The 22,799-nt window shown below is 36.5% G+C and carries 18 protein-coding genes; 5 read left to right on the top strand and 13 right to left on the bottom strand.

Annotated elements, in window-relative coordinates; all coding sequences use genetic code 11:
- Window positions 1-678 precede the first annotated feature (678 nt).
- Window positions 679-1,896: an alginate lyase family protein gene (locus SJY30_RS16990; protein ID WP_396633303.1), complete on the top strand. Its 1,218-nt coding sequence runs from the start codon at window positions 679-681 to the stop codon at window positions 1,894-1,896.
- Window positions 1,897-1,969: 73 nt separating this feature from the next.
- Window positions 1,970-2,503, top strand: coding sequence for a DinB family protein (locus SJY30_RS16985; RefSeq protein WP_396633302.1), 534 nt, complete (start codon window positions 1,970-1,972; stop codon window positions 2,501-2,503).
- 14 nt (window positions 2,504-2,517) lie between these two features.
- Here the strand turns inward: SJY30_RS16985 and SJY30_RS16980 are convergent, their stop codons facing one another.
- Window positions 2,518-2,652: a hypothetical protein gene (locus tag SJY30_RS16980; RefSeq protein WP_262493322.1), complete on the bottom strand. Its 135-nt coding sequence runs from the start codon at window positions 2,650-2,652 to the stop codon at window positions 2,518-2,520.
- Window positions 2,653-2,827: 175 nt separating this feature from the next.
- On the opposite strand from SJY30_RS16980, the gene SJY30_RS16975 reads away from it, so the two are divergent.
- Complete coding sequence (locus SJY30_RS16975; RefSeq protein ID WP_036156723.1) at window positions 2,828-4,066, top strand: DUF2130 domain-containing protein; 1,239 nt, start codon at window positions 2,828-2,830, stop codon at window positions 4,064-4,066.
- A 155-nt stretch (window positions 4,067-4,221) separates the two neighbouring features.
- Here SJY30_RS16975 and SJY30_RS16970 read toward each other — a convergent pair whose 3' ends face one another.
- Window positions 4,222-6,537: a glycoside hydrolase family 113 gene (locus tag SJY30_RS16970; protein ID WP_396633301.1), complete on the bottom strand. Its 2,316-nt coding sequence runs from the start codon at window positions 6,535-6,537 to the stop codon at window positions 4,222-4,224.
- A gap of 254 nt (window positions 6,538-6,791) precedes the next feature.
- Here SJY30_RS16970 and SJY30_RS16965 point away from each other — a divergent pair, with 254 nt between their 5' ends.
- Window positions 6,792-7,472, top strand: a complete 681-nt coding sequence (locus tag SJY30_RS16965) for a head GIN domain-containing protein (RefSeq protein WP_396633300.1) — start codon at window positions 6,792-6,794, stop codon at window positions 7,470-7,472.
- Here SJY30_RS16965 and SJY30_RS16960 read toward each other — a convergent pair whose 3' ends face one another.
- From SJY30_RS16960 to abc-f, 8 genes are all read right to left on the bottom strand, one after another.
- Window positions 7,473-7,655: a CPXCG motif-containing cysteine-rich protein gene (locus SJY30_RS16960; RefSeq protein WP_036156737.1), complete on the bottom strand. Its 183-nt coding sequence runs from the start codon at window positions 7,653-7,655 to the stop codon at window positions 7,473-7,475.
- 9 nt (window positions 7,656-7,664) lie between these two features.
- Window positions 7,665-8,333 carry a hypothetical protein gene (locus SJY30_RS16955; RefSeq protein ID WP_396633299.1) on the bottom strand — a complete coding sequence of 223 codons (669 nt, stop codon included), beginning with the start codon at window positions 8,331-8,333 and terminating at the stop codon, window positions 7,665-7,667.
- Window positions 8,334-8,384: 51 nt separating this feature from the next.
- Window positions 8,385-9,704: a TolC family protein gene (locus SJY30_RS16950; protein WP_396633298.1), complete on the bottom strand. Its 1,320-nt coding sequence runs from the start codon at window positions 9,702-9,704 to the stop codon at window positions 8,385-8,387.
- Window positions 9,704-12,991 (bottom strand): efflux RND transporter permease subunit, encoded by a 3,288-nt coding sequence (locus SJY30_RS16945; protein WP_396633297.1) that lies wholly within the window; start codon window positions 12,989-12,991, stop codon window positions 9,704-9,706. Before SJY30_RS16945 ends, SJY30_RS16950 begins: the two co-directional genes overlap by 1 nt.
- Window positions 12,991-14,121, bottom strand: coding sequence for an efflux RND transporter periplasmic adaptor subunit (locus tag SJY30_RS16940; RefSeq protein WP_396633296.1), 1,131 nt, complete (start codon window positions 14,119-14,121; stop codon window positions 12,991-12,993). The genes SJY30_RS16945 and SJY30_RS16940 overlap by 1 nt, the downstream gene beginning before the upstream one ends.
- A 424-nt stretch (window positions 14,122-14,545) precedes the next feature.
- The gene (locus SJY30_RS16935) at window positions 14,546-15,430 is read right to left on the bottom strand and encodes a hypothetical protein (RefSeq protein WP_396633295.1); all 885 of its coding nucleotides are present in this window, start codon (window positions 15,428-15,430) and stop codon (window positions 14,546-14,548) included.
- Between the two features lie 202 nt (window positions 15,431-15,632).
- Entirely contained in the window at window positions 15,633-16,508 is an 876-nt protein-coding gene (locus SJY30_RS16930; protein ID WP_396633294.1) for a hypothetical protein, read from the bottom strand.
- Between the two features lie 160 nt (window positions 16,509-16,668).
- Window positions 16,669-18,579 carry a ribosomal protection-like ABC-F family protein gene (abc-f, locus tag SJY30_RS16925; RefSeq protein ID WP_396633293.1) on the bottom strand — a complete coding sequence of 637 codons (1,911 nt, stop codon included), beginning with the start codon at window positions 18,577-18,579 and terminating at the stop codon, window positions 16,669-16,671.
- 136 nt (window positions 18,580-18,715) lie between these two features.
- On the opposite strand from abc-f, the gene SJY30_RS16920 reads away from it, so the two are divergent.
- Window positions 18,716-19,111 (top strand): DUF983 domain-containing protein, encoded by a 396-nt coding sequence (locus SJY30_RS16920; protein WP_396633292.1) that lies wholly within the window; start codon window positions 18,716-18,718, stop codon window positions 19,109-19,111.
- On the opposite strand, the gene SJY30_RS16915 is transcribed toward SJY30_RS16920, so the two are convergent.
- The 3 genes from SJY30_RS16915 to gldM all read right to left on the bottom strand — a co-directional run bounded on the left by SJY30_RS16915 (window position 19,108) and on the right by gldM (window position 22,751).
- A complete protein-coding gene (locus SJY30_RS16915) occupies window positions 19,108-20,151 on the bottom strand; it encodes an NAD(P)/FAD-dependent oxidoreductase (protein ID WP_396633291.1) in 1,044 nt (347 codons plus the stop codon). The two genes, SJY30_RS16920 and SJY30_RS16915, sit on opposite strands and share 4 nt — an antisense overlap.
- An 88-nt stretch (window positions 20,152-20,239) precedes the next feature.
- Window positions 20,240-21,127, bottom strand: a complete 888-nt coding sequence (gene gldN / locus SJY30_RS16910; RefSeq protein ID WP_396633290.1) for a gliding motility protein GldN — start codon at window positions 21,125-21,127, stop codon at window positions 20,240-20,242.
- A gap of 64 nt (window positions 21,128-21,191) precedes the next feature.
- A complete protein-coding gene (gene gldM, locus SJY30_RS16905) occupies window positions 21,192-22,751 on the bottom strand; it encodes a gliding motility protein GldM (protein WP_396633289.1) in 1,560 nt (519 codons plus the stop codon).
- Between the last annotated feature and the right edge of the window lie 48 nt (window positions 22,752-22,799).

Raw genomic sequence — 22,799 nt, 5'->3', positions numbered from 1 at the left:
CTAAATTTAATGGCTTGTACTTATTTACTAAGTCCGCTAAATCTTTTTGATTTGGCAATTAAAAAGAAAAAATAATTACAAAACAAAAAGCTCTGGCTAGCAGACCAGACGGAAACGAAAAATTTCCTTGCCTGCCCTACTTGCCATAGCCGTGACCGTTACATAAAATCTTTTTAAAAGCATCCCAATCAATTTCAAACCTATCCCGTAAAACCTATTCACCGCAACATACCCACTCAATAATTTCTACATTTTACAGCAATATGATAGCAACTATCACTATTTTCAATAGCAACTTATTGAAAACAGCTATTTCTATGCATTAATAGCTTTTTTGTCACAGCTATAAGCATAAAGTAAGATGATAAATCTTATTAGATTTTTGATTACAATTTTAATCTTGCTATCGAAATTTACTTCATGAAAAAACATAAACTACTAGGCATTATCTCCATCATACTATCTATTACTGGACTAGTCTTAGCAATTTATGGACGAGAAAGCGAGGGTGAATCTGGTGATTTGACTTTTTATGGAATGCTATTACTTGTCGTTGCACTGCTTGTTTCTGCCGTAAGTACTTATCTAAGAAAAAAGAATGTATGAAGAAATGAATGCTTAACTTCATAAGCAACAGAATTTAAGTATTGCTATAAAATCTATTACCACTAAACTATTATGAGACAGTTTGCAATTACTATCATTTTCTTATTTTCATTCGTTTTAATCTTTCCTCAAAACAGCAAAACCAATACCACGCCCTCTTTATTACTTGGTCAAGGAGATCAGCTACCAAGAATAAAAAAAGAGCTTGAAGCTGGTAATAGTGATTTGGTGGCAGCTTTGAAAAAAATCGTTGCAGATGCAGATGCTGCACTTGGGCAACCTATTGTAAATGTAGTAGCGGAAGGTGCTCTGCCACCAAGTGGAGACGCTCACGATTACTATAGCTACAGCCCATATTGGTGGCCAGATGCTGAAAACCCTGATGGTCCTTACATTTGGCGTGACGGAGTTACCAACCCAGACCGCCGCACTTCTGATGTCTCTAGGCTTGAGGCAATGAACAAGGCGGTAACATCTCTTGTTCCTGCTTGGTATTTCACGGGCGAAGAAAAGTATGCCGAACGTGCCGTAGAACAAATTCGTGCTTGGTATTTAGATCCTGAAACTAGAATGAACCCTAATTTCCGCTATGGTCAAAAACGACGTGGTCACGACTATAATAGTAGTGGTGGCATACTAGAATCTAACCGAATGGATTGGGTGGTTGATTGCGCTATTCTGCTAGAGGAATTTTCTGGCTGGACAGCTAAAGACCAAACCGAACTGCGTAAGTGGTTTGGCGAACTAGCTACCTGGATGGTGGAAAGTCCGGAAGGTATTGAAGAAGCTATGCAGCCTAATAAACATGGCGCGTGGTATAATCAGCATCTTATTCTCTTCTCGCTCTACGGTGAAAAACCTGAGATTGCACGTGCTTTTCTTGAACGCATGCCTGCACGTATTTTTGGACAGGTTTTTATAGATGGTCGCCAACCGCAAGAACTTATTCGAACAAATGCATTAAGCTATAGTATTTACGGTGCACGTGCGCTAGTAGGTGTTGCCCGCCTTGGTCGCCATCTTGATTTTGACCTTATTGCCTATCGCAGCACCGAAGGGCGCAGTATAAAGCTTGCCATAGATTACATTACACCTTTTATTCTGGGTGAAGAACAATGGCCTGGCAGTCAAATTAGACCGCTGCGTACCGGAAGAGCCAACGAGTTATATTGGAATGCAGCCCTTGGATTTCAGGAGCGTGAATTTGCCAATATTCTGCATAAGTTACCGGGAGATCAATTACCATCACCCATAGTACAGTTATTAGACCCATTACCTGAAGGCTGGTAAGTCAAGTAGAAGAAATGGATTTCGTAATTTTAATTGGAGTAACTTAGATGTTCCTCAATCAAAATAAATCAATATGAAAAATCTCATTATCATCACATTACTTCTATTAACTTCCTCTCCGCTTCTAGCCCAACAAGACAAATTCATTGAAGACTCCATAGAAAGATTAGAAAACTCACGTAAGTACTTATTACTAGTTGCCGATATGATGCCCGAAGAGAAGTATGGGTACAAAGTAACAGATGAGTCCTTGAGCTTTGCTGAAAATTTAATGCATATTGGTTTTGCGCTAGATTGGCACAGCCAGTCACTCATTGGCGACCGAGAAGCACGCGTATACCAAACGGACACTGTTTTTAAACCTGCCAACAAAACAAAGGCTGAAATGATGGCCCGTATAGACCAAACGTTTACCGAAGCCATTACGCTTTTACAAGATGTGTCTCCTGAACAGTTAGATACCGAATTGGATTATTTTGGACTTACACGCTCCAAACGACAAATTTATATGCTGCTAGCAGACCATATTACACACCACAGAGGGCAAATGTTGGTTTACATGCGCCTAAACGGACTTACGCCGCCACGGTACGTATTATATCAATAGCAGTGTAAGAGAAGTTATTCTTCTTTTTTCTTATCGCCGTTCATTAGCATTAGTACAATGCCAACAAGGGTTAAACACACGGCTGCAAATACAGCGATCATAATCACGCCGTTGCTCCAGTTTACCAAGGGTAGATGTAATGAGGTCATAGTCGGTAATTTTATTAAGACAAAAATAGAATGTAGTTGCAAGATGTTCTATGACAATTGTCAGGAAATCAAAATACTACGCAACAAATAAATTTTCATTTCATTTGAGTGCCGCCAAACGTTGTAGGCTTGGTATGGGTTCTGTATTTTTATAGTTGAAAATGGTTTTTAGAAAATGGTAGATAAAATTAAATGTCCCAATTGTGGACATGAGTTTGATGTTGAAGAGGCGCTTTCCGGCAAAATGCAGGCTCATTTTAAGGCTGAATACGAACGTAAAGTTGCGGAGCAGGCAGAAAAATTCAATAAAGAACGTAGAAAGCTTGAAATTGAAGTAGAAGAATTCGAGAAAAAGAAAGAGAAGGAAAACGAGCTTTTTAAAGAGAAGCTGGCACAACGCCTTGCTAAAGAATCTGAAAAAATACAGCTACAGACCAATGAGTCTTTTGAGCAAAAGTTAAAAGCCCTGCAACAAGAGAACGAGAAAAAGAAAGAAGAGAACAGAGCGCTACGTGCACAAGAGATCGACCTTTTAAAACGTGAGAACGAATTAAAGGAAAAAGCCGAAGAGCTTAAGATGAACGTTCAGAAAGAATTGTTGGAGAAACAATCGGTCATTGAAGAAAAGGCAAAGGCGAAAGAGCGCGAGGCAATGGCTTTGAAAGAGAAAGAATACCAGAAACAGCTAGACGACCAAAAGAAGCTTATTGATGAAATGAAGCGCAAGGCAGAGCAAGGTTCTATGCAAATGCAAGGCGAAATACAAGAACTGGCATTAGAAGAATTATTGCGCAGCACCTACCCTTTTGATAATATAGACGAAGTTGGTAAAGGTATTCGTGGTGCAGATTGTATACAGACCGTCATCAACTCGCTGCAACAGACCTGTGGTTCTATTGTCTATGAAAGCAAGCGTACCAAGAATTTCAGTAATGATTGGATCAATAAGTTAAAGCAAGATCAAATTAATTGCAAGGCAGATATCGCAGTAATTGTTACAGAAACCTTTCCGCCAGATATGGACCGTTTTGGTGAGAAAAACGGTGTTTGGATCTGCGGATTCAATGAAGTAAAAAGTGTATCGCTCGTATTGCGAGAACTGCTGTTAAAAACACAATCCATTAAATCTTCTGACGAGAACAAAGGCGATAAAATGGAGCTGCTGTATTCTTATTTGACCAGTAACGAGTTTGTGCAGAACATTAATAGAATTATAGAAAACTACGATTCTATGATCAAACAATTGAACTACGAAAAGAAAGCGGCCTACAAGAATTTTGCCGTTCGAGAGAAGCAAATTTGGGGTGTACAAGAGAATATAAACGTGCTCTTTGGTTCTATTAAAGGAATTGCGGGTAATTCATTATCTACATCGACCATTCTTGATTTACCGGATGCGGAGATAGATGATTAGTTGCTTATATAGTGGGTTAGTGAAATAGTTTGATAGTGAGTTAGTGGTTTGTGAACTAGTTTGTTAGTGAATTAGTTGTTGGTGATATAGTATATCTAGTTTGATAGTTTCCCCGTATGTTGGAATTTTTAGCCAATTATCTTGATTGCTTATATCTATTTTGAGAACCACTTTCGTACGGTTTCTTCCGCTAATTTATTGTTTGGCGTAAAGGCGTTGTTATTCTCGCCGCGGTATTCTAAGTAACTTGGGAATTTCCACCAAAGTATGCCTTGGCACCAGGGTTCATCTTGTATGCCTTCAAAGATGACTTCGTAAGATCTGCGCTGTGCTTCTTCGTTAATACTGTCGTCTGCCTCTGCATGCGGATTCTTCCATGGGGCATCTACACTTCTAAACCCAATTTCGGTAAATACAATGGGCTTTTTATATTGGTTATGTACTTTCTTGATTTTCGACTTTACCATATCGAACTGAAGTTGTAACTCCTCATCGCTAGGATCATCTTTTTTACTCAATGGATAGTAAGAGTTTAAACCGATAAAATCTAAATCGTCCCAAAATTCTATTTGCTCAAATTCAGCTCCCCAATTAGCGGCGTAGGTCAATTGCCCAGAATATAACGCCCTTGTTTTCCTGATCATTTCACGCCAAGCATCGGGCTGTGACAAGGTTGCTTTTGTAAACTCTACCCCAATACATAAAGCATCCATTTCATGAATTTCCGCTAAGAATGCGTAGTGGCGAATCCACCTATAATAATAATCATGAAATTTGTCCCATTGTGCATCCGTAGGCATATCTATACCGCCTGGCCAGCTACCGCCCACATAAATTTGGGGTTTAAGCAAGGTATACATACCCATATTTCTTGCCATTGCAACGGCATGAACGACGGCATCATCATTTTCACTACCGGCATTATCACTAAAATGTAAAGGTGTGGGTGTATTGATATCGTTAATACCTGTATATGGCACAATTGCCATGGCATTACTGCCCATATTTTTTTGTTTTAACAGAGACTCGGTCGCTTTCTGAGATCCATAGCCGTTATAAATACTATACCCCTCATGTGCAAAATTGAAGCCTTTTAAGTAAGGTAATTTTTTCCTCTCTATTTTTTTCTTAGGATGGGCTTTTGGTAGCTCTTGTAAATAATTACGCCACTTTGGTTCTAGCGTTTTTTCTTCGCGTTCAGTAAGCGTTAGCTTGTTATATCTTCTGAGATAGGAATCTTTTCCCCAGCTTTTGACTAAAAAATCTGTAAAGGCACCTGCCATGCAATCTCTAATAAGTGAAGATTCCATGTCCATGAAAGTATTGTCAAGAAGTTCTGCCACGGTAAATACATTCTCAGATTCTACTAATCTCGCCGCCCAATATCTATAGCCTTTATTTTGCCAAGTATTAGTAAAATAAATAGGTAGGCCCATTGTCAATATATGCTTGTTGCTCTCGCCAACTAAATGATGTAGCAACAAAGCATTGTCCCTACCAATATGATTATTGGCATATATGTCATTGACTATGGTATGTACCGAATTTGTTACACTATCAAAAGTAGAGTGATCGGTAGTACCTGTCATTAAACCTTTTTCTTCTGTACAGGTATAGTAATTATAGGTGATTTTTGGTACGTTTTTATCACCTACAAAACTTACGATTTTCTCTTTAGATGCCCTAACCGCTTCGTGTATTCTAGGTACGTCAATTTCTTTGATCGCTTTTTGGTGGTCTATGAATTTAAACTCGTCAGTATCTAACAATACCCGGGTACCGGTAGCAAAATTAAAATAAGTGGAACCTTCTATACCCCAATGCGCATTAAAATCTCCCATGACCAAGCGTTCTTTGTGCTCGTACACTTCATACTCCAAATTCTGACGATAAAATGCCTGACCACGTTCAGATACTTTTTCCGCAAATAGCCTGAAAACTTCTTTGGCATTGGTACCCGTTAGAAAGCTAAAGGGCATTTTAGAGTTTACGGGGCTAGGATAAAAACCTACACCCAATACAGAATTATTATTAGGAACTTCTTTTGAACCGATTGAAATTTGCGATGCCGATATATTAAATGGAGTATCCGACATGTATTTTCTTATAAGCGGATTTTCATCTACAGCACCCACCAAGAACACAATGCTGTTATTTAGAGTCTCTGCACTTACTTGTTCAACAGCCATATACCGAACTTTCGCGCTTCGCCAAGAACGTGATACTTTTAATAAGGATAGTTCATGCAAGATTTTCTTGTATTGCCGCTGTAATGTAGAGTCTTTGGCACCGTAGACAACGATTATCTCCCTTTTATCAAAGAAGCTTCTGCGTAGATCCCTACGTGTAGCAACAGAATCTAAAACCTCTAAAACACCATCATCTTCAGCAACGGGAAAATAGTTTGCCCCAGTAAAACCAACAATGCCTATAATAATGAACAAGGCGACTAAAAGATATTTTTTCTTCATGAACTTGGCAATGAGCAAATGCTTGTTTAAGATAACAAAACTGCAAAACCTATATATGTTTACAAGCTTATTTAACTTTTAAAAAGGTTTTGTGCAGTAGCGTGTTCCCAAACCTGTTCTTGATACATTTTTGAAATACGTTACACCTCTTTACAAATATTAAATAAAACATCGCAAGTAAAATCCACTTCTACACTTTTGTGATACAAACCATTTTGTACCTTAACTTTGTATGACCAAACAGCCCACACTATATGAAATCATTATTAACATTTTCATTTCTATTCTTATACACTGTTATTTCAGTTGCACAAAACATAGCGACTATACCTTTAGCAGATTATACAGAATTACGGGTTTATGACAGGATCAGTGTTACGCTTGTAAAAGGAGAGGAGAATAAAATTGAAATTGCGTCAGAGAACAAGAAAGACCTAAGCATTACCGAAAATGACGGGCGCCTACGATTAAAAATGTGTTCTGGAGAATCTTTACTGAACTCCATTTTAAATATTAAACTTTTCTATACCGAAGCACTTTCGGTTATCGATGCGAATAAAAATTCTAGAATTATATCTACCGGATTGGTTATAGGTACCGATTTAACTATAGCGGCGCAAGATGCCAGCACCATTACCCTAAATATTGCCTATAACAATGTATCGGCAAAAAGTACAAGCGGTAGCGAAATAAAACTTTCTGGCACTAGCAGCGATCAAGAAGTAATGATCAATACCGGTGGCAAACTTTTAAGTAGAGGTTTAAAGACGAAAAATAGCACCGTAATCGTATTATCTGGAGGCAGTGCCGAAGTCTACGCCAGTGAAGCTGTCATTGCAAAAGTAAAAGCCGGTGGTGCCATTACCGTGTACGGCAAACCTAAGTCTGTAGATAAAGATGATACGTTTGGTGGTAAAATTGCAATACTAGAGTAATTACTGTTCTATACTCTGTACATCAAAGCCTATAAGTTCATTATCTTGAAACTGCGGTGTAACCTCTATAGGATTACAACATACCTCGCAATCTTCTACATAGGTCTGTTGCGAAATAGATGGGTCTAGTAGCATTGACACTTCTTCCCAACAATACGGACATTGAAAATAATGCTCGAACATAACAACGGTTTACGCTTTTAATTCTTTAGCCAATTCTTTTAAAGTTAGGGTCTGTATTAAATTACCGCCATTGGATGTAAAGATAGTTTCATGCCCCAATTTTAAGGAAAGTAAATCTTCATCTGTGTCCAAATGAATATCCGACGTATTCACTTGAATTTCTTCTAATTTAACATCGAAACGCTTTTTTAATAGTACAGCATCATTGAGCTTACTCAATTCGAATCCGTAGAAATCAAACAATCTTTGTAGCCCACTGAAAAAGCTAATTCCTATAAAAATTAAACCTGCCATGGCAAATTTATAAGCTAGGGTAAAGACATCTAATTCATCGCCATTTATAAAAGTATATACCAAATTAATGCAGCCATAAACACCTAACAAGAACACCAATAGACCAACGATCACGGCAAGTACATCGGTTAACAATGCCTTATTTGTTCTAGTCACCACCAAACTGTCTGCAGATTTATTTGCTTGAAAACCGAAATCCTTTAAATACTCAAGATTGTTGATTTGAGCTAGTTTGTTGGCAATAGTTGTTTCTAAACCACTTAAGTCTACCACAACAGCTCGTTTTTCAAGCTCGTCTCGCAAACTTAACTGCGCTTCAAACGTCAGTAATGAATGTTGATCCAGAATCTCTATAAGCTCGCTATTCGTTCTATCGCTATACATGTTATTCCCTAATTAAGTTAATCAACAGTAGAGGTTGAAGCCTCTAAGCCTTTACAATTCTATATTCAATAATTGACCTGTAAGCTGCAATAATTGAAGCTCTGCCAACTTTGCATCATACTTTGCCAAGTTCTTATTCGTTTGCGCATTTAACAAATTGATTTGCGCCTGTCTAAATTCTATCGATGTAATACTACCCAATTGAAATTGCTCTTTAGAACGCTCGAAATTATTTTGGTTGGTTACCACATTTTGTTCTTGCAAGCTAAAAATACGTAACCTATTCAGGTAGTTTTCTTTTGCATTTTGCACATCTGTAATAACTTCTTGCCTAATTTGTTCTTTGATCACTTCTTGATTATCAAGCACTATTTTGGCATTCTTTACCTGTGTTATGCCACTGCCACCATCAAAAAGATTCCACGAAAGATTTAAACCTGCAGATAACCCGGTCGAAACACTTGAAGCCAAGAAGTTAGTTGCCGGAAAATTACCCTCGTTCCAGCCATATGATCCCGTAAGCCCAATAGTTGGTAAAAAAACAGACTTGCTAGACTTATAGGCATAATCATTTATCTTGATATTCGCCTCGGTCTGCAGAACGCTTACATTGTTGGAAATACCTTTGTCCAAAAACTCCTCTAAACTTATGGGGTTTACAAAAGTTATGGTAGTATCCACCTCAAAAGCAGTTGTAATATCCCTATTCATCAATAAATTTAAATCTCTTTTGGTATTTCTAACAGATTGTCTGGTATTCATTAGGTTAATACTATCATTGACCAAATCTACCTGCGCATTTAAAACATCCAATTTATTTGCTTGTCCATACTCAAAACTATACTCCGAACGTTGCAAGCGCTTTTGGGTGTTAGAAAATGTGTTTTCCAACACCTTAATGTTCTCGGTTAACCGTGCCACTTCAAAATACACCGTATACAATTGCAGCATGGTAGTTTCTATGGTTTCTCTAGTTTCAAGTTTACTTAAACCATATTCTTCTTTCAATCTTTTGAAATCATACAAACGACCCAGCCCGTCAAACAAAGTATAATTTAAATTTAAAGAAGCATTGTAACGGGTAGTTTCGGCTCCGTCAATTGCCCTAACGGTACCATCTTGAAAAGTGGCTTCTTGATTATTCTGATCAAATGAACCACCTGCATTACCGGTTAAACTTGGTAAATAACCAGAATTTAAAATAGTCTTATTGTTTTCGGCGATTTTTAGATTGTTCTTGGCGATTACAACCCCAAAATTGTTTTCTAAAGCAAGTGCTATGGCTTCTTCTTTAGATAGTGTTTTCTCTTGCGCCATAACCGCACAAACCGGGAGAAATATTAATAATATGATGAATTTTACTTTACTCATTATAACTTATCTATATTCTTATATGGATGTGAACCACCTTCTATTTGTTCTTGATGACCGCTATCTTCTATAGCTTCATGCGAATGACTTTCTAGATGAGATGCTTCTTTTCTTTCCTTAATCGCCCTTTCTACCTCTTCTTTCGTAATCTTATGACCAGAGGCAAAAGATAAGTTCTGCGCTTTTAAGTTGTTACTGAAAGACAAGAACAATGGTAACATTAATAATGTAAGTACGGTAGCGATACCAATACCATAAGCAATTGAAATTGCCATTGGTTTTAAGAACTGTGCCTGTCTACTTGTTTCTAACATTAAAGGCGCTAAACCTGCAATAGTGGTAATCGAGGTCAAGAAAATCGCTCTAAATCTTGATTTACCCGCTTCAAATATGGCATTATCAAAGGTCATACCCTCCCGTAAATTAGAATTGAATTTACCTATGAGCACCAAACCATCGTTTACCATAATACCTATCAATGCTATGATTCCTAAAATAGAAAGTACGTTGATCGGGAAATCATGGATCCAATGCCCCCATGCAACTGCCGTAAAACTAAAGGGTACCAATAACAATAACATTAATGGCTGGCTAAAACTTCTAAACGTAAATGCGATGGTAATATAAATCAATAATATTACAGTGAAACCTACCAATTTTAAAGAGCCCGTTAATTTTTCCAACTCCCTATTTTGACCTTCATATGATGCACTTACCGTTGGATATTTGGACTGTATCTCTGGCATGTGTACCGTTTGTATTTCAGACATAATATCGGTAGGACTGTCTTTTACATCTTTCATATCGGCAGAGACCTGTATCTCGCGCCTTCCTTCTAAACGGTTTATAGCTACATCGCCACGTTCAATGGTATAATCGGCAATCTCACTTAAAGGAACTCTATCTCCTGAAGGAGTAACGATACGCATATCATCTAAACTAGAAATAGATGAACGCTCTTCCCTATCATAACGCACCCAAACCCTGATCTCATCTTGAGAACGTTGAAAACGTTGCGCCTGTACCCCAAAGAAACCTGCACGAACCTGAGTCATTAATGTTTGAAGATCCAAGCCTAATAAATAGGCATTTTCTTTCAATGTCAACCTGATTTCTTTAATACCTGCCGGGTCATTATCCGAAATATCCTTTAATCTAGAATTCTTGGTCAATATACCTTTCAACTCTGCCTTTGCCGCTTTTAGTTGCTCGATATTGTTACCTAACAAAGAAACCGATACCGGTGATCCACCAAAATTACCACCAGAACCATAAATAAGACTTTCTACCCCTACAACCGGACCAACAAGTTCTTCTAACCTATTGGTAACCATATTTGCGGAAATCTCATCTGGTCTTTCCTCTCCTGGCAATAGGTTTATGGTCAATACCGCAGAAGATGAACCCGGACCTAATCTTCTGATCATATTTTCAAAGACCATTTTATCCGTTCCCTGTAAATATTTATCTGTTAGCTCTTGATTTACGATAACCGCTTTTTCTTCTATTAAAGAAATGATAGAGTCTGTAATTTTCTCATTGGTACCATTTGGCATTTCTAATTCTATACCTACCCTGTCACTGGCAATTCTTGGAAAAAAAGCTGTTCTAATTATACCACCACCAACTGATCCCAATGTCAAAATAAATGCCGATGCAAAAACAGCGAACATAAATATTTTATAATTCATTGTAAAACGCAATACGGGTGTATACAATTTATCACGCATCCAGACCATTAATCTATCTCCAAATTCATTAATGACCCTAAGCTTGGCAAAAGCTTTTGCGAAACCACTTTTTGGTTTATTATCTATTGGCTGCAATGCTTTGGAGTGCGCCAAGTGAGCGGGCAAGATGACCAAAGCCTCTACCAGAGACACCACTAAAGTCAAAATTACAATTACGGAAACCTCACTAAAGAATTCTCCGATTCTACTATCTAAGAACAAGAAAATAGAGAAGGCCAAAATGGTAGTTATAATTGCAGAAATAATTGGGGGTAACACCTCCATTGTACCATCTACCGCTGCTTGTACAGGCGATTTCCCCTTTTCGTAATGTTGATATATATTCTCGGCAATAACGATACCGTCATCTACCAGTATACCAATAACGATGATCATACCGAACAATGAAAGTACATTGATCGTAACATCAAAGAAGCCCGCAAAAACAAACATACCCAAAAATGCTACCGGTAAACCGAAAGCCACCCAAAATGCCAGTCTTGTATTTAAAAAGAGCGATAAAAATATCAATACCAATACCATACCCATAATGGCATTCTCGGTAAGTAACTGCGTTCTTTGATTAAGTGTAGTAGACTGATCTGAAACAACATCTAATTTAATGTTGTTATACTTTTCATTGAACTCATCTACATATTCGTTTACTTGATCTGCCGCCGCTATTAAATCTTCATTATTGGTACTTGTTATGGTCGTGCTTACCGACAAATTACCGTTAAAAAATGTTGCATTAGGACTTTCTGCAAACCTGTCTCTAACTATAGCTATATCTTTTAAGCGAATTACATTACCGGATTGATCAGCCCGAACCACAAGATTGCCTAATTCACTACCATAATAAGAACGGTTATTAGCACGTATTAAATACTCTTCGGCATCGGTCTTGATATTACCACCTGTAACCAAAATATTGGCATTGGATACCGATCTTGCCACTTCTGCAAAAGATAATCCATATGCTAAAAGGTCGTTTTCATTAACGGCAATTTCGATCTCCTCGTTTGGAAAACCGCTTATCTCTATCTGAGATATACCTTCCATTGCCCTTAGGTCATTTTCAATATCCCGACCAACACTCTTTAAAGTTGTTAGCGGAATATCGTTTCCGCTTATCGCAAATGATATGGTTTGACGAACAGACTCTAACTTAGAAACTATTAAAGGCTCCATACCTGTTGGGAACGTAGGTACACGATCTACCGCATTTTTTACCTCTAGCAGCATAAAATCGATATTTTCGCCTTTTTCGATTTCTACATTTATAGTACCGCTATTCTCTCTAGAGGTCGAGGTAACACGGTCAACACCTTCAAGACCTTTTAGGTTATCTTCAATCTTTAGAACGATACCTTCTTCTACCTCTTGTGGCGATGCACCCGGATAGGTAATAGTAATCGCAATGTTCTTGGAATCTGTCAACGGAAAAAACGAAGACTTCAATGCCTTTGCCCCAACAATACCGAATAGGGTAAAAGAGATTACAACTACATTAACGGCAACATGATACCGAATAAAATATTCTATCAGTTTACGCATTATTCTTTCGAGTTTTCTGGTTGTTCAGCGGATATTTTAACAGACATTCCCGTAAAGGCGCCACTTACGGGTTTAGAAACTATGGTAATGCCATCGGGTACATTCTTCAATACCACACGTTTATCAGAAAAATAAACAGGCTCTACGTCTATTTTATCAAGTACCGAATCTTTTACTACGAATATTTGATTACCATCTAACAACAAACCTCTGTCTACCTCGATGGCATTTTCTTCTTTTTTAGCATCTAAATCCGCTTCTAGGTACATTCCTTCCCTTAAGTTCTTATCATCTACCTCAATGTACGCATTTACAGTTTGCGTTAACTGATCTATACTACCGTTAATTCTGGTTACCTTCCCCTTATAAGTGGTGTTATCGTCTAAGTTGGTCAATTCTACAGATTCACCAACTTTCAATAAATCGGTATATCTTTTGCTAATAGCTACTTCGAGCTCATAGACTTCGGTATTAATAAATTCCCCTAATTTTTGACCAGACCTTACCAAAGTACCTTCAGTGACCAACGTTTCGGTAAGTACACCAGAGAAAGGTGCGACTATACGGTATTTGGATAATCTTTGTTCTAAATTCTTAACATTATAATAGCTGGTTAAAATACCTCTACCGGATATAAAAAACTTTTCTTTTTCCGTTGACATCTCTGGAAGTGGCGGAGTACTTTTAGACATATCGAAATTTGAAAGGTACTCTTGCCACTTAGAATAAATATCTGGGTAGTCTAACCTTAAATCGGGCATTACGGCCGTAAGCTGATTGAACAGGTCGCTTTTTGCAGATTGTACACTCGCCGCATACTCGTTTGCATCTATACTTATAATGGTCTCACCTCTGCGAAAAGCCTGACCTTCTTTAAATAGCTTACTTCCTTTTTTAAATACACCTTGAACTTCAGCATATAACTCAACACGTTGCTTAGCAGTTAAGTTACCGTTAGCGGAAACGACAATGGGTACCGTACCATTTTTGACTACCTCTGTGAAAACCGTTTTCACTACTTTCTCAGATTTCGGTTTAAACGTTTTCTTACTATCGATAATATACCCCGCTAAAAAAAAGGACACTGCAATCAGTAAAATACCTAGTACGGTAAAAATAATTTTTCGCATTTTATTATAATTTATGAGCGTATTTCAAAAAACAAAAAGACCAATACCATATTTATGACTGTGCCCTATGTTTATGCCAGATTATTGAAACGACCAAATATAGCTACCATCCGAATTCATTTTTCAGATAAAAAAAGTTGTTTCTAAATAAAGTTTATTCTTTAAAACACCATTATATTCAACTTCTAAAATCACTTACCAACTACCTAAACAATCAAAAATAATGTTAAAGGTGCTTCTGTATTTTAATTCGATTTTAACTTGAAATTTTTGGAAATCGATCAATCATTGGCGAAACTACAAAAAAACACATCTGGCATGGAGCGCTTTAATGGTTAAAGTAATCATAAAATACAGTGTTTTGCCGTATTATAAAATAAAAAAAGGGATGCTTTCGCATCCCTTTTTATCTATTTAATATTCTCTAGTTTCGTCTTGCATCCTCAAATTTAGTATCCACAATACGTGTTTCACTAGCTTTAGATGTACCGAACTTCATATTTAGAAATTCATCATCACTATCAAAAACCGCTAATTTTGAACTTTGCATTCTTAGAAGCGAATTTAATGACCTAAAGTCATTACCCTGTAACTGTACAAATTCTAAATTGCTCAAAGTTGCCATACCACTTGGCAAATCGCCTTCAAAACTATTATAAGAAAGTATCAATTCTTTTAAGTTTACCAAACGACCTAGGTCTACTTCTATTGCTCCTGCTAGTTTGTTGCCAAAAAGTTCAAGTCTTTCCAACTTACCTAACTTCTCCATTGATTTGGGTAAACTTCCTTCTAAATAATTACTTGAAAGATTCAATAATTTTAGGTTTGACATTTCGCCTATACCATCCGGAATTGGTCCTTGTAATAAATTGTTGAATATCGACAACTCTTCCAATTGTTTCATTTTTGAATAATCTTGAGGTAAATTACCTGTAAGTTTATTCATCTCTAAACGAATAGTTGTCAAATTTGTCAACTGAAAGATATCTTCTGGCAATTTGCCTTGCAATACATTAAACGCAAGGTTCAATGATTTTAGATGAGAGAGTTTTGCAATTCCGTCAGGTATAGTCCCAGTAAGATTATTGCGATATAGCTTTAAAGCCGTAACATGGCCATTTTGAATCTCAACACCATGCCAAGTTGAAGGGTTATCTTGTAAATTCCAAGTGTTCTGCCAATTTTCGCCATTGGTGCTCTTGTAAAAATCTAATAAGTACTGTTTTTCTAATTTAGGTATTTGAGCATGAACCATAAAACCACAGGTCAAAACAAATACTAAGCATGCATAGGTTATCTTATTTTTCATAATTAAAAAATTGAACTGTTTGGGGAAACTTTTCATATACTTTTTTAACTATTTCATTATCAAAAACGAATTAGTGTAAAAAGTACTTTTATTATAACGTTCAAAAAATACATTTATGATATCATTTCGGCACAAAACCAAGAAAGAGATGCTGTTCAACATCTCTTTCTTTCACCAAACTAACTAAAAGTGTAAACTACTCTTACTCTTCTATATCTTCGAACTTCGTATCTGCCATTCTGCTTTTACTGAAGTTAATATCTTTGAACTCTAATTTTTTATCATCTTTATCATAATCGAACACCAAATACTCTTTCGTTTCCAAAAATTCTAAAGCTTTGAAAGAGCTAAAATTGTTATTCTGAATTTGAAATACTTCCAAGCTTGCCAAATCTGCGAACTCATTGGGTATTTCACCTATTAATCTATTATTGGCCAACACCAACTCTTTCAGGTTACTTAACTTACCCATATCTCTTGGTATCGCACCTTCTAATCTATTTTCAAAAAGACCTAATGTTTCTAATTGAGATAATGCACCTAATGAACCAGGTATATCCCCATAAAACTCGTTACTAGAAAGATTTAATACTTTCAAGTCTACCAAGTTACCCAATGTAGCTGGTATTCTACCTGTCAAAAAATTATTGAAAGCCGAAAATTCTTCTAATTTCAATAGATTACCTATACCTTCTGGAATTTCTCCATTGAGTCTATTCATTTCAAGTTTCAATACTTTTAAATTGGACAACTTCGTTATTTCTGCCGGAACAGAACCTGTTAAGGAGTTAAAGGCAAGATTAAGCACCTCTAAATTTTCTAACGCCCCTATTTGTGGGGAAATTGACCCCATTAAATTATTATGGAACAAGTTAATCGCCACAACCTGATCATTTTTTACGGTAACACCGTGCCATTGCGCAACTGGAGCTTTTAGATCCCACTTTTTGACCCAATGAGCACCGTTTGTTGTCTCATAAATATCAATTAAAGCTTTTCTCTCTTTCTTGGATACTTCTGCGAAACAAACTGTTGTTAAAAATAAAAGGCTGAAACTTAAATAGTATAGTTTTTTCATAAATATGGTGGTTTGAAAATTCTTACACTAAGAATTCTCTTACAAATTTGAATTAATAACGCTGAAAATGGAAATTTTATCGTTGACTGACCCCTGTTTGTTGTGAAACTATATAAAAGTGTTGTGAAATCGCAAAAACAGTATGTAAGACAATTATTACTTATTCTAAATTATCAATGTCTATTGTAAGGGTTTCCCAATTTTCCATCAATGTTTCGAGCTTCTTCTTTTTAGCTTGATAAGTGTCAAAGAAATTAGGCTTGGCTATAGTTGCATCGTAGTCTACAGATAGGTTATGATCTATTTCCTTAATTTCTTTTTCAAGAGTACTAATTTTACTTTCTACCGAGCTTAATTGGTTCTTTAGACTTTTTAGTTTCTTTTGATCTTTAAAAGAGTTTGTGGTTTTAGGCTTCTCTTTTTTTACAGTTACTGCCTGCTTTTTTTCAATAGCCCTAAAATCTTCTACTTTTCTCTGCTCTAAATAGTAATCTACATCACCGAGGTATTCCCTGATCTTCTGATCCTTGAATTCATAGACCTTATTGGTCAAGCCCTGTAAAAAATCTCGATCGTGAGAAACCAATATCAATGTACCTTCAAAATTTAAACATGCCTGCTTAAGCACGTTTTTAGATTTAATATCCAAATGGTTGGTAGGTTCATCCATAACAAGTACATTAAAAGGCTGCAGCAGCATTTTAGCCAGTGCCAAACGGTTACGCTCACCACCTGAAAGCACTTTTACATACTTATCTACTTCATCTCCCCTAAACAAAAACGAACCTAGAATATCTCTTACCTTACTTCTATTCTTTTCATTTGCCGCATCGATCATGGTATCTAAAATGGTCTTGTTACCATCTAAGTACTCTGCCTGATTCTGTGCAAAATATCCTATCTGTACATTATGCCCCAGTTTTAGATAACCATCGTGCTCCAGTTCACCAACAATAATTTTAGCCAAAGTAGATTTACCTTGTCCGTTTTGACCAACAAAAGCTGTTTTGCTATCTCTCTCAATAAGGAGGTTAATGTCGTTTAACACCAAATTATCTCCATATGCTTTTGAGAGCTCCTCTATTTCTACTACTACCTTACCTGGTGTAACCGAAATAGGAAAACGAAGACTCATGACACTATTGTCATCTTCATCTACCTCTATGCGTTCTATTTTATCTAATTTCTTGATCAAGGACTGCGCCATTGATGCTTTTGTAGACTTCGCCCTAAATTTCTCAATTAAGCGCTCGGCTTGTTGAATTTCTTTTTCTTGATTCTTTTGGGCATTTACCTGCTGCTGTTTTATTTCATTTCTTAGCACCAAATACTCTGTGTAGGGTTTGTTATAATCATAAATACGCCCTAAAGAAATTTCAATGGTTCTATTGGTAACATTGTCTAAAAACATTTTATCGTGAGATACAATGACTACCCCACCGGTATAATTGTTCAAAAATTGTTCAAACCATATAATTGATTCAATATCCAAGTGGTTGGTAGGCTCATCTAGCAGCAATACGTCATTTGTCTGCAATAATAATTTTGCAAGTTCTATACGCATTCGCCAACCACCTGAAAAGGTTTCTGTCTTTTTATCAAAGTCTTCTCTTTTAAAACCTAATCCTTGTAATATCTTTTCTGTTTCGCCCTGATAATTATAACCACCTAAAATTTCATAGTGGTGGGTAATATCACTCAGGTCTACGATAAGCTGACTATATGAATCTGACTCATAATCGGTTCGTTCTGCCAACTGATGATTAATTTCATCTAGTTTTAATTCCAAAGCCTTAATCTCCTCAAAAGCTTGATAAGCCTCTTCTAAGACCGATCGCCCTTCTACGAAATCTATATCTTGTCTAAGAAAACCTATTTTAATATCTTTTTCTACCGCAATTACTCCGGTATCCAAAGGCATATCCTTATTCAATAATTTTAATAACGTAGATTTTCCCGCCCCGTTTTTACCTACTAATCCTACTCTGTTACCTCCGTTTAAGCGAAATGAAATTTCTTCAAATAGATATTCGCCTCCAAATGAGACCGATAGGTTGTGAACGTTTAACATAAATTCTAATTCTTCTTTTTTACTTAAAACCCGATACAATAATTACCGATTATCTTTAAGCTAAATTATCTTTCTTACACTAGAATTTTGATATTTAAAATATCATAAAATCGTACCTTAGTATAAAGTTTTGCAAATGTTAAAAAAAGGATACAAACTCTACAGTATTTTAACAGGAAGTTGCCCTAGATGTCACGAAGAAAGCATGTATTTGGATAAAAACCCATACCATATGGGCAAAATCTTTAAAATGCACGAAAGATGTAGCCACTGCGATTTAAAATATAAAATTGAACCATCTTTCTTTTATGGCGCCATGTATGTGAGTTATGGAGTAGGTATTGCCTTTGCCGTAGCCGCCTTTGTCATTGCCAATTTATTTTTAGGTGCCGACCTAATAGAGACTTTTATAGCCATAATCGCAACTTTAGTTGTTTTTATGCCTATTATCATGAGGTTATCTCGTAATATATGGATCAATATGTTCGTGAAATATGACCCACAGGCAAAAGCAGCTTTCAAGAACTCTTAATTTGGTGCAAAACGGGCAATATCCATTTCTTTCGATAAAGGCAGTTCTTTTTCTATACGGTCATAAAGCGATGTTGCCGCCCAAGGCGCAATGGTAATACCATGAGAACCAAAACCATTTAACAACCACAGGTTGTTATACTTGGGATGCTGACCTACTAGAGGTCTTCTATCTTTTACCGTGGGGCGCATACCTGCCATATGATCTACTATCTCATAAGGACAATCCAGAAGTGTTTCAAGTTTAGTTATGAGCTCATTCTTAGCTTCTTTTGTTACTACATTGTCTTTATCTTTTCTATGATATGTAGCACCTACTTTATACAAATCATTACCTAATGGAATTAGAAAAATAGAAGATTTTATAATATTGGATTCGTTTAAACCTTTTGCCCGTATAACGATATACTCCCCTTTTGAGCCTTGCATTGGCAGATAATTGAAAAAGGGATTTTGCATCATACCATAACCCTCAGTAAAAACTACATTCTTTGCCTTGATATCTTTATAGATCACAACATCTTGTTCAATATCTAACTCGTCATAATTGAAGGTACCGGTCAATAATCTATTTTCTTTTCGTAACCAGCTTTCATAGCTATCAAAGAGAAACTTAGTATTCAACCTACCAGTTTCCAGTACTTTCCCGAATTGAAAAGGAATTTTCAGTAGAGCGTTCTCGTTATTTACCAGTTTAGTATCTAAATACGCCTTCAACTTTTCTTTGTCAGCTGCCTCAAACCACAGATTCTGCTCTTCTATTGAGGCAAATTTGCGTAATACATTGAGCTTTTCATCAAACGACACTTTTAAAAACTGTTCTAATTCGGTATAAAACTTGGTAGCTACAGGTAATTGCTCATCTGCCCTCCAAGAAAGGGTAAATCGCTTTAAGATTACAGGATTATATAAACCACCGGCAACACGAGACGATGTTTGCGATCGGTCATTAAAAACAATGAAAGTCTTATCGTTTTTACGCAAGTTTTCACAAAATGCGGTACCCGCCAAACCTAACCCTACCACTATAAAATCTACCATAGTACAAATGTAATGACAATTGCATAAAACAAAAGACCCGATCTTTCGATCGGGTCTTTCTTATGTGAATTGGATTTTAAGTAAGCTCTTAGTAAGCCCACATGTCTTGTTCCTTATCTCTAATTGTTTCTTTGATTCTTTTCGCTTCCAATAATTGGAACAAAGCATTATCTGAAATATAGTCGTCAATATTTCTATCGCCTTGTACGTTATCTTCTTTATAGATAACAGCATCGAATCTTCTTGCATTTAACAGCATGTCAAAAGAGATAGGCTGTGCTGAATTTTGTTGATTAAAGACTTTTGCCTCATGTAACATTTCTCGTGCATCTGGATACCATACCCAAAATAATTCAACCATATCAGGATTATCATCATCCATAAAGTTAACATCTGGTGCAACAGGTGCAATACCTAAAAGACGGTATTTCAATTCTCCCTGTCTCTTATCAAAATACCATATTCCTTTAATATGATACTCTTCAATATCTGCTGCAGAAATAGTTCTACGAGTAATATATTCTTCAGAAACAGCTTCACCTGCATTCATTTGCTCATACCCATAATCTAAGGTATCAACCATTTGCAAGGCATCTTTTAAATCATTGAAAGTCCTTTTTTGTGTAAAATAAGAATCTGTATAAGTATCTAATTTTCCACTTTTTAAATTTTTAACCAGTACATGGTATAAAGACCTTCTATCCGGTCCGATATCCATAGTATCTGTTGGGTAATATAATGGGAAATTAACTCTCTCATCTAAATCAATGGTTTCCCATAGGGTTTTAGACCAAAGTATATCCCTGTCATCTACGTACCCGTATTCTAACGGAGCATCATTATCTACAGCTTTTTGAGCTTCTGTACGAACACCAACCTCATCTGGTTTTTTTGCATTCAATACGTTTGCTTGGGCCATCATAGATAAAGGTAACATAGTTACCACTCCCATTACTAAAACATTTTTCCAATTCATGTTTGCTTCACTTTAAAATTAACCGGGCAAGACCAATGGGCTTACCCGGTATCATTCTATTTATTTAGTTTGTAATCTCCACAACTACTGGAGATACTTTCTTCAACTTGTAACTCTTGTTATTTGTGATATAAGCTTCAATATCGAATATTTGAACGATATCTCCTCTTTTAGCACGACCTAAAGCTTGTTTAGCCTTAGCATTCATTTTGTTTCCTCTTACAGAAACCGTTGGTTGACCTGGTACTTTGAATTTGAAACCGCTAACCGCAAGGTTCAAGTCAAAATCAAAATCTTCCAAACCAGCACCGATAGTAGCGATCTCAACATTTCTCTTAGGAAGTTTGATACTACCTGTTTGTCTACTTACACTACCTTCTGGTCTTGGAATATCTTTAATTCTGAATTCAGATTTAGAAGATACAGACTGACCATCTGGCAAAGTTCCTGAAGCTGTAATAGTTACGTTTCTTCCTTTACCAGGAGTCATAACATATTTACTACCGCTAACAGCTCTAAGACCTGGAGCATTTGCTCTTACTTTGTTATTTGGTATACCTGGTATAGAGATAGACATTGGGTTAGCAACACCTCTATATACTACATTCATTTTATCGGCAGCGATCAAAGCAGCATTAGGCTTAGATATTGTTGCGAAAGAATTTTTAACCTCAACAGGAATTTCTTCACCGTCTTGCTTAAAGTAGATAGTACCTTTTACTTCATGATCACCAGCAGAACCAGAACCAATCAACATTTTAACACCACCAGCTTCTAATTTATAATCAGAACCTTCAGATAATTTTCTACCATCTAACGTTAACTCAGCTCTTACCGGAGTAGAAGAGTTATCAGTTTTGCTGATAATGATTTTACCATCATACTTCTCACCTGCATAGTATGCAGATTTAGAAGCTAAAAGAGATGTAGCAAAGTTCTTTAAAGAAACTTGTTCTGTTAACTCGCCTGCCAACATAGATTTCAAAGCTGCCTCTTCAGTTATCTTAACATCAGCTTGTAACTGAGTTAATTTTGCCAAAGATGCTACTAAAGGATACCCTTCGTAGTGATAGTTGATCCAATCTTGCTTAGTACCGTCTCTTTTTTCAACTTTACCGTTTTCATCTCCTGTTTGGAAACGATCGATAACAGATTGCTTTAAAGCAGCTGGTACTATAGCAGCAACTTGATCTCTATAACCTGTTAGGTTACTCATGAACTTTTTACCGTCTTCAGATAAAGTTTCACCTTGAAATAATTTCTGATCTAAGTAATCAGACATATCCATACGAGCATAATCTTTAGGATCTTCGATCCCTTCCATCATACCTGTTTTTAGTCCTTCTAAGTAATCATAATACTCTTGAGACATTGCTTTGATCTGCTGAGCATTTTTATATAACTTATCGTACTTTGCAGCATCTTCAGATGCTTTAGTTCCAAGACTTTCCAAGAACGCATCGTTACTTGCAGTTGTCTTTTCGTTAGAAGTCTCTAGCTTTTCATTCATTATACCGAATGCGGCCAATACTTCTTTACTCATGTTTAACGCCAACATTGCGATGAAGATCAAATACATTAAGTTGACCATCTTCTGACGTGGTGATTGTTTTCCTCCTGCCATGGATTTTTAATTTAGATTTTTATTAATAATTGATTCGGGTTGGTAAAA

It is taken from the genome of Maribacter sp. R86514, assembly GCF_044597005.1.
Taxonomy (GTDB): Bacteria; Bacteroidota; Bacteroidia; order Flavobacteriales; family Flavobacteriaceae; genus Maribacter.
The sequence above is the reverse complement of the archived record's forward strand: the minus strand, read 5'-3'. Positions and strand labels throughout refer to the sequence as shown.

Excerpts from the sequence above, each read along its gene's own strand:
- SJY30_RS16920 (WP_396633292.1), top strand. The coding sequence starts at position 18,716 with ATGTTAAAAAAAGGATACAAACTCTACAGTATTTTAACAGGAAGTTGC.
- SJY30_RS16945 (WP_396633297.1), bottom strand. The coding sequence starts at position 12,991 with ATGCGTAAACTGATAGAATATTTTATTCGGTATCATGTTGCCGTTAAT.
- SJY30_RS16935 (WP_396633295.1), bottom strand. The coding sequence starts at position 15,430 with ATGAAAAATAAGATAACCTATGCATGCTTAGTATTTGTTTTGACCTGT.
- SJY30_RS16985 (WP_396633302.1), top strand. The coding sequence starts at position 1,970 with ATGAAAAATCTCATTATCATCACATTACTTCTATTAACTTCCTCTCCG.
- SJY30_RS16930 (WP_396633294.1), bottom strand. The coding sequence starts at position 16,508 with ATGAAAAAACTATACTATTTAAGTTTCAGCCTTTTATTTTTAACAACA.
- SJY30_RS16990 (WP_396633303.1), top strand. The coding sequence starts at position 679 with ATGAGACAGTTTGCAATTACTATCATTTTCTTATTTTCATTCGTTTTA.
- gldM (WP_396633289.1), bottom strand. The coding sequence starts at position 22,751 with ATGGCAGGAGGAAAACAATCACCACGTCAGAAGATGGTCAACTTAATG.
- SJY30_RS16970 (WP_396633301.1), bottom strand. The coding sequence starts at position 6,537 with ATGAAGAAAAAATATCTTTTAGTCGCCTTGTTCATTATTATAGGCATT.
- gldN (WP_396633290.1), bottom strand. The coding sequence starts at position 21,127 with ATGAATTGGAAAAATGTTTTAGTAATGGGAGTGGTAACTATGTTACCT.
- abc-f (WP_396633293.1), bottom strand. The coding sequence starts at position 18,579 with ATGTTAAACGTTCACAACCTATCGGTCTCATTTGGAGGCGAATATCTA.
- SJY30_RS16975 (WP_036156723.1), top strand. The coding sequence starts at position 2,828 with ATGGTAGATAAAATTAAATGTCCCAATTGTGGACATGAGTTTGATGTT.
- SJY30_RS16965 (WP_396633300.1), top strand. The coding sequence starts at position 6,792 with ATGAAATCATTATTAACATTTTCATTTCTATTCTTATACACTGTTATT.
- SJY30_RS16915 (WP_396633291.1), bottom strand. The coding sequence starts at position 20,151 with ATGGTAGATTTTATAGTGGTAGGGTTAGGTTTGGCGGGTACCGCATTT.
- SJY30_RS16980 (WP_262493322.1), bottom strand. The coding sequence starts at position 2,652 with ATGACCTCATTACATCTACCCTTGGTAAACTGGAGCAACGGCGTGATT.
- SJY30_RS16955 (WP_396633299.1), bottom strand. The coding sequence starts at position 8,333 with ATGTATAGCGATAGAACGAATAGCGAGCTTATAGAGATTCTGGATCAA.
- SJY30_RS16950 (WP_396633298.1), bottom strand. The coding sequence starts at position 9,704 with ATGAGTAAAGTAAAATTCATCATATTATTAATATTTCTCCCGGTTTGT.
- SJY30_RS16940 (WP_396633296.1), bottom strand. The coding sequence starts at position 14,121 with ATGCGAAAAATTATTTTTACCGTACTAGGTATTTTACTGATTGCAGTG.
- SJY30_RS16960 (WP_036156737.1), bottom strand. The coding sequence starts at position 7,655 with ATGTTCGAGCATTATTTTCAATGTCCGTATTGTTGGGAAGAAGTGTCA.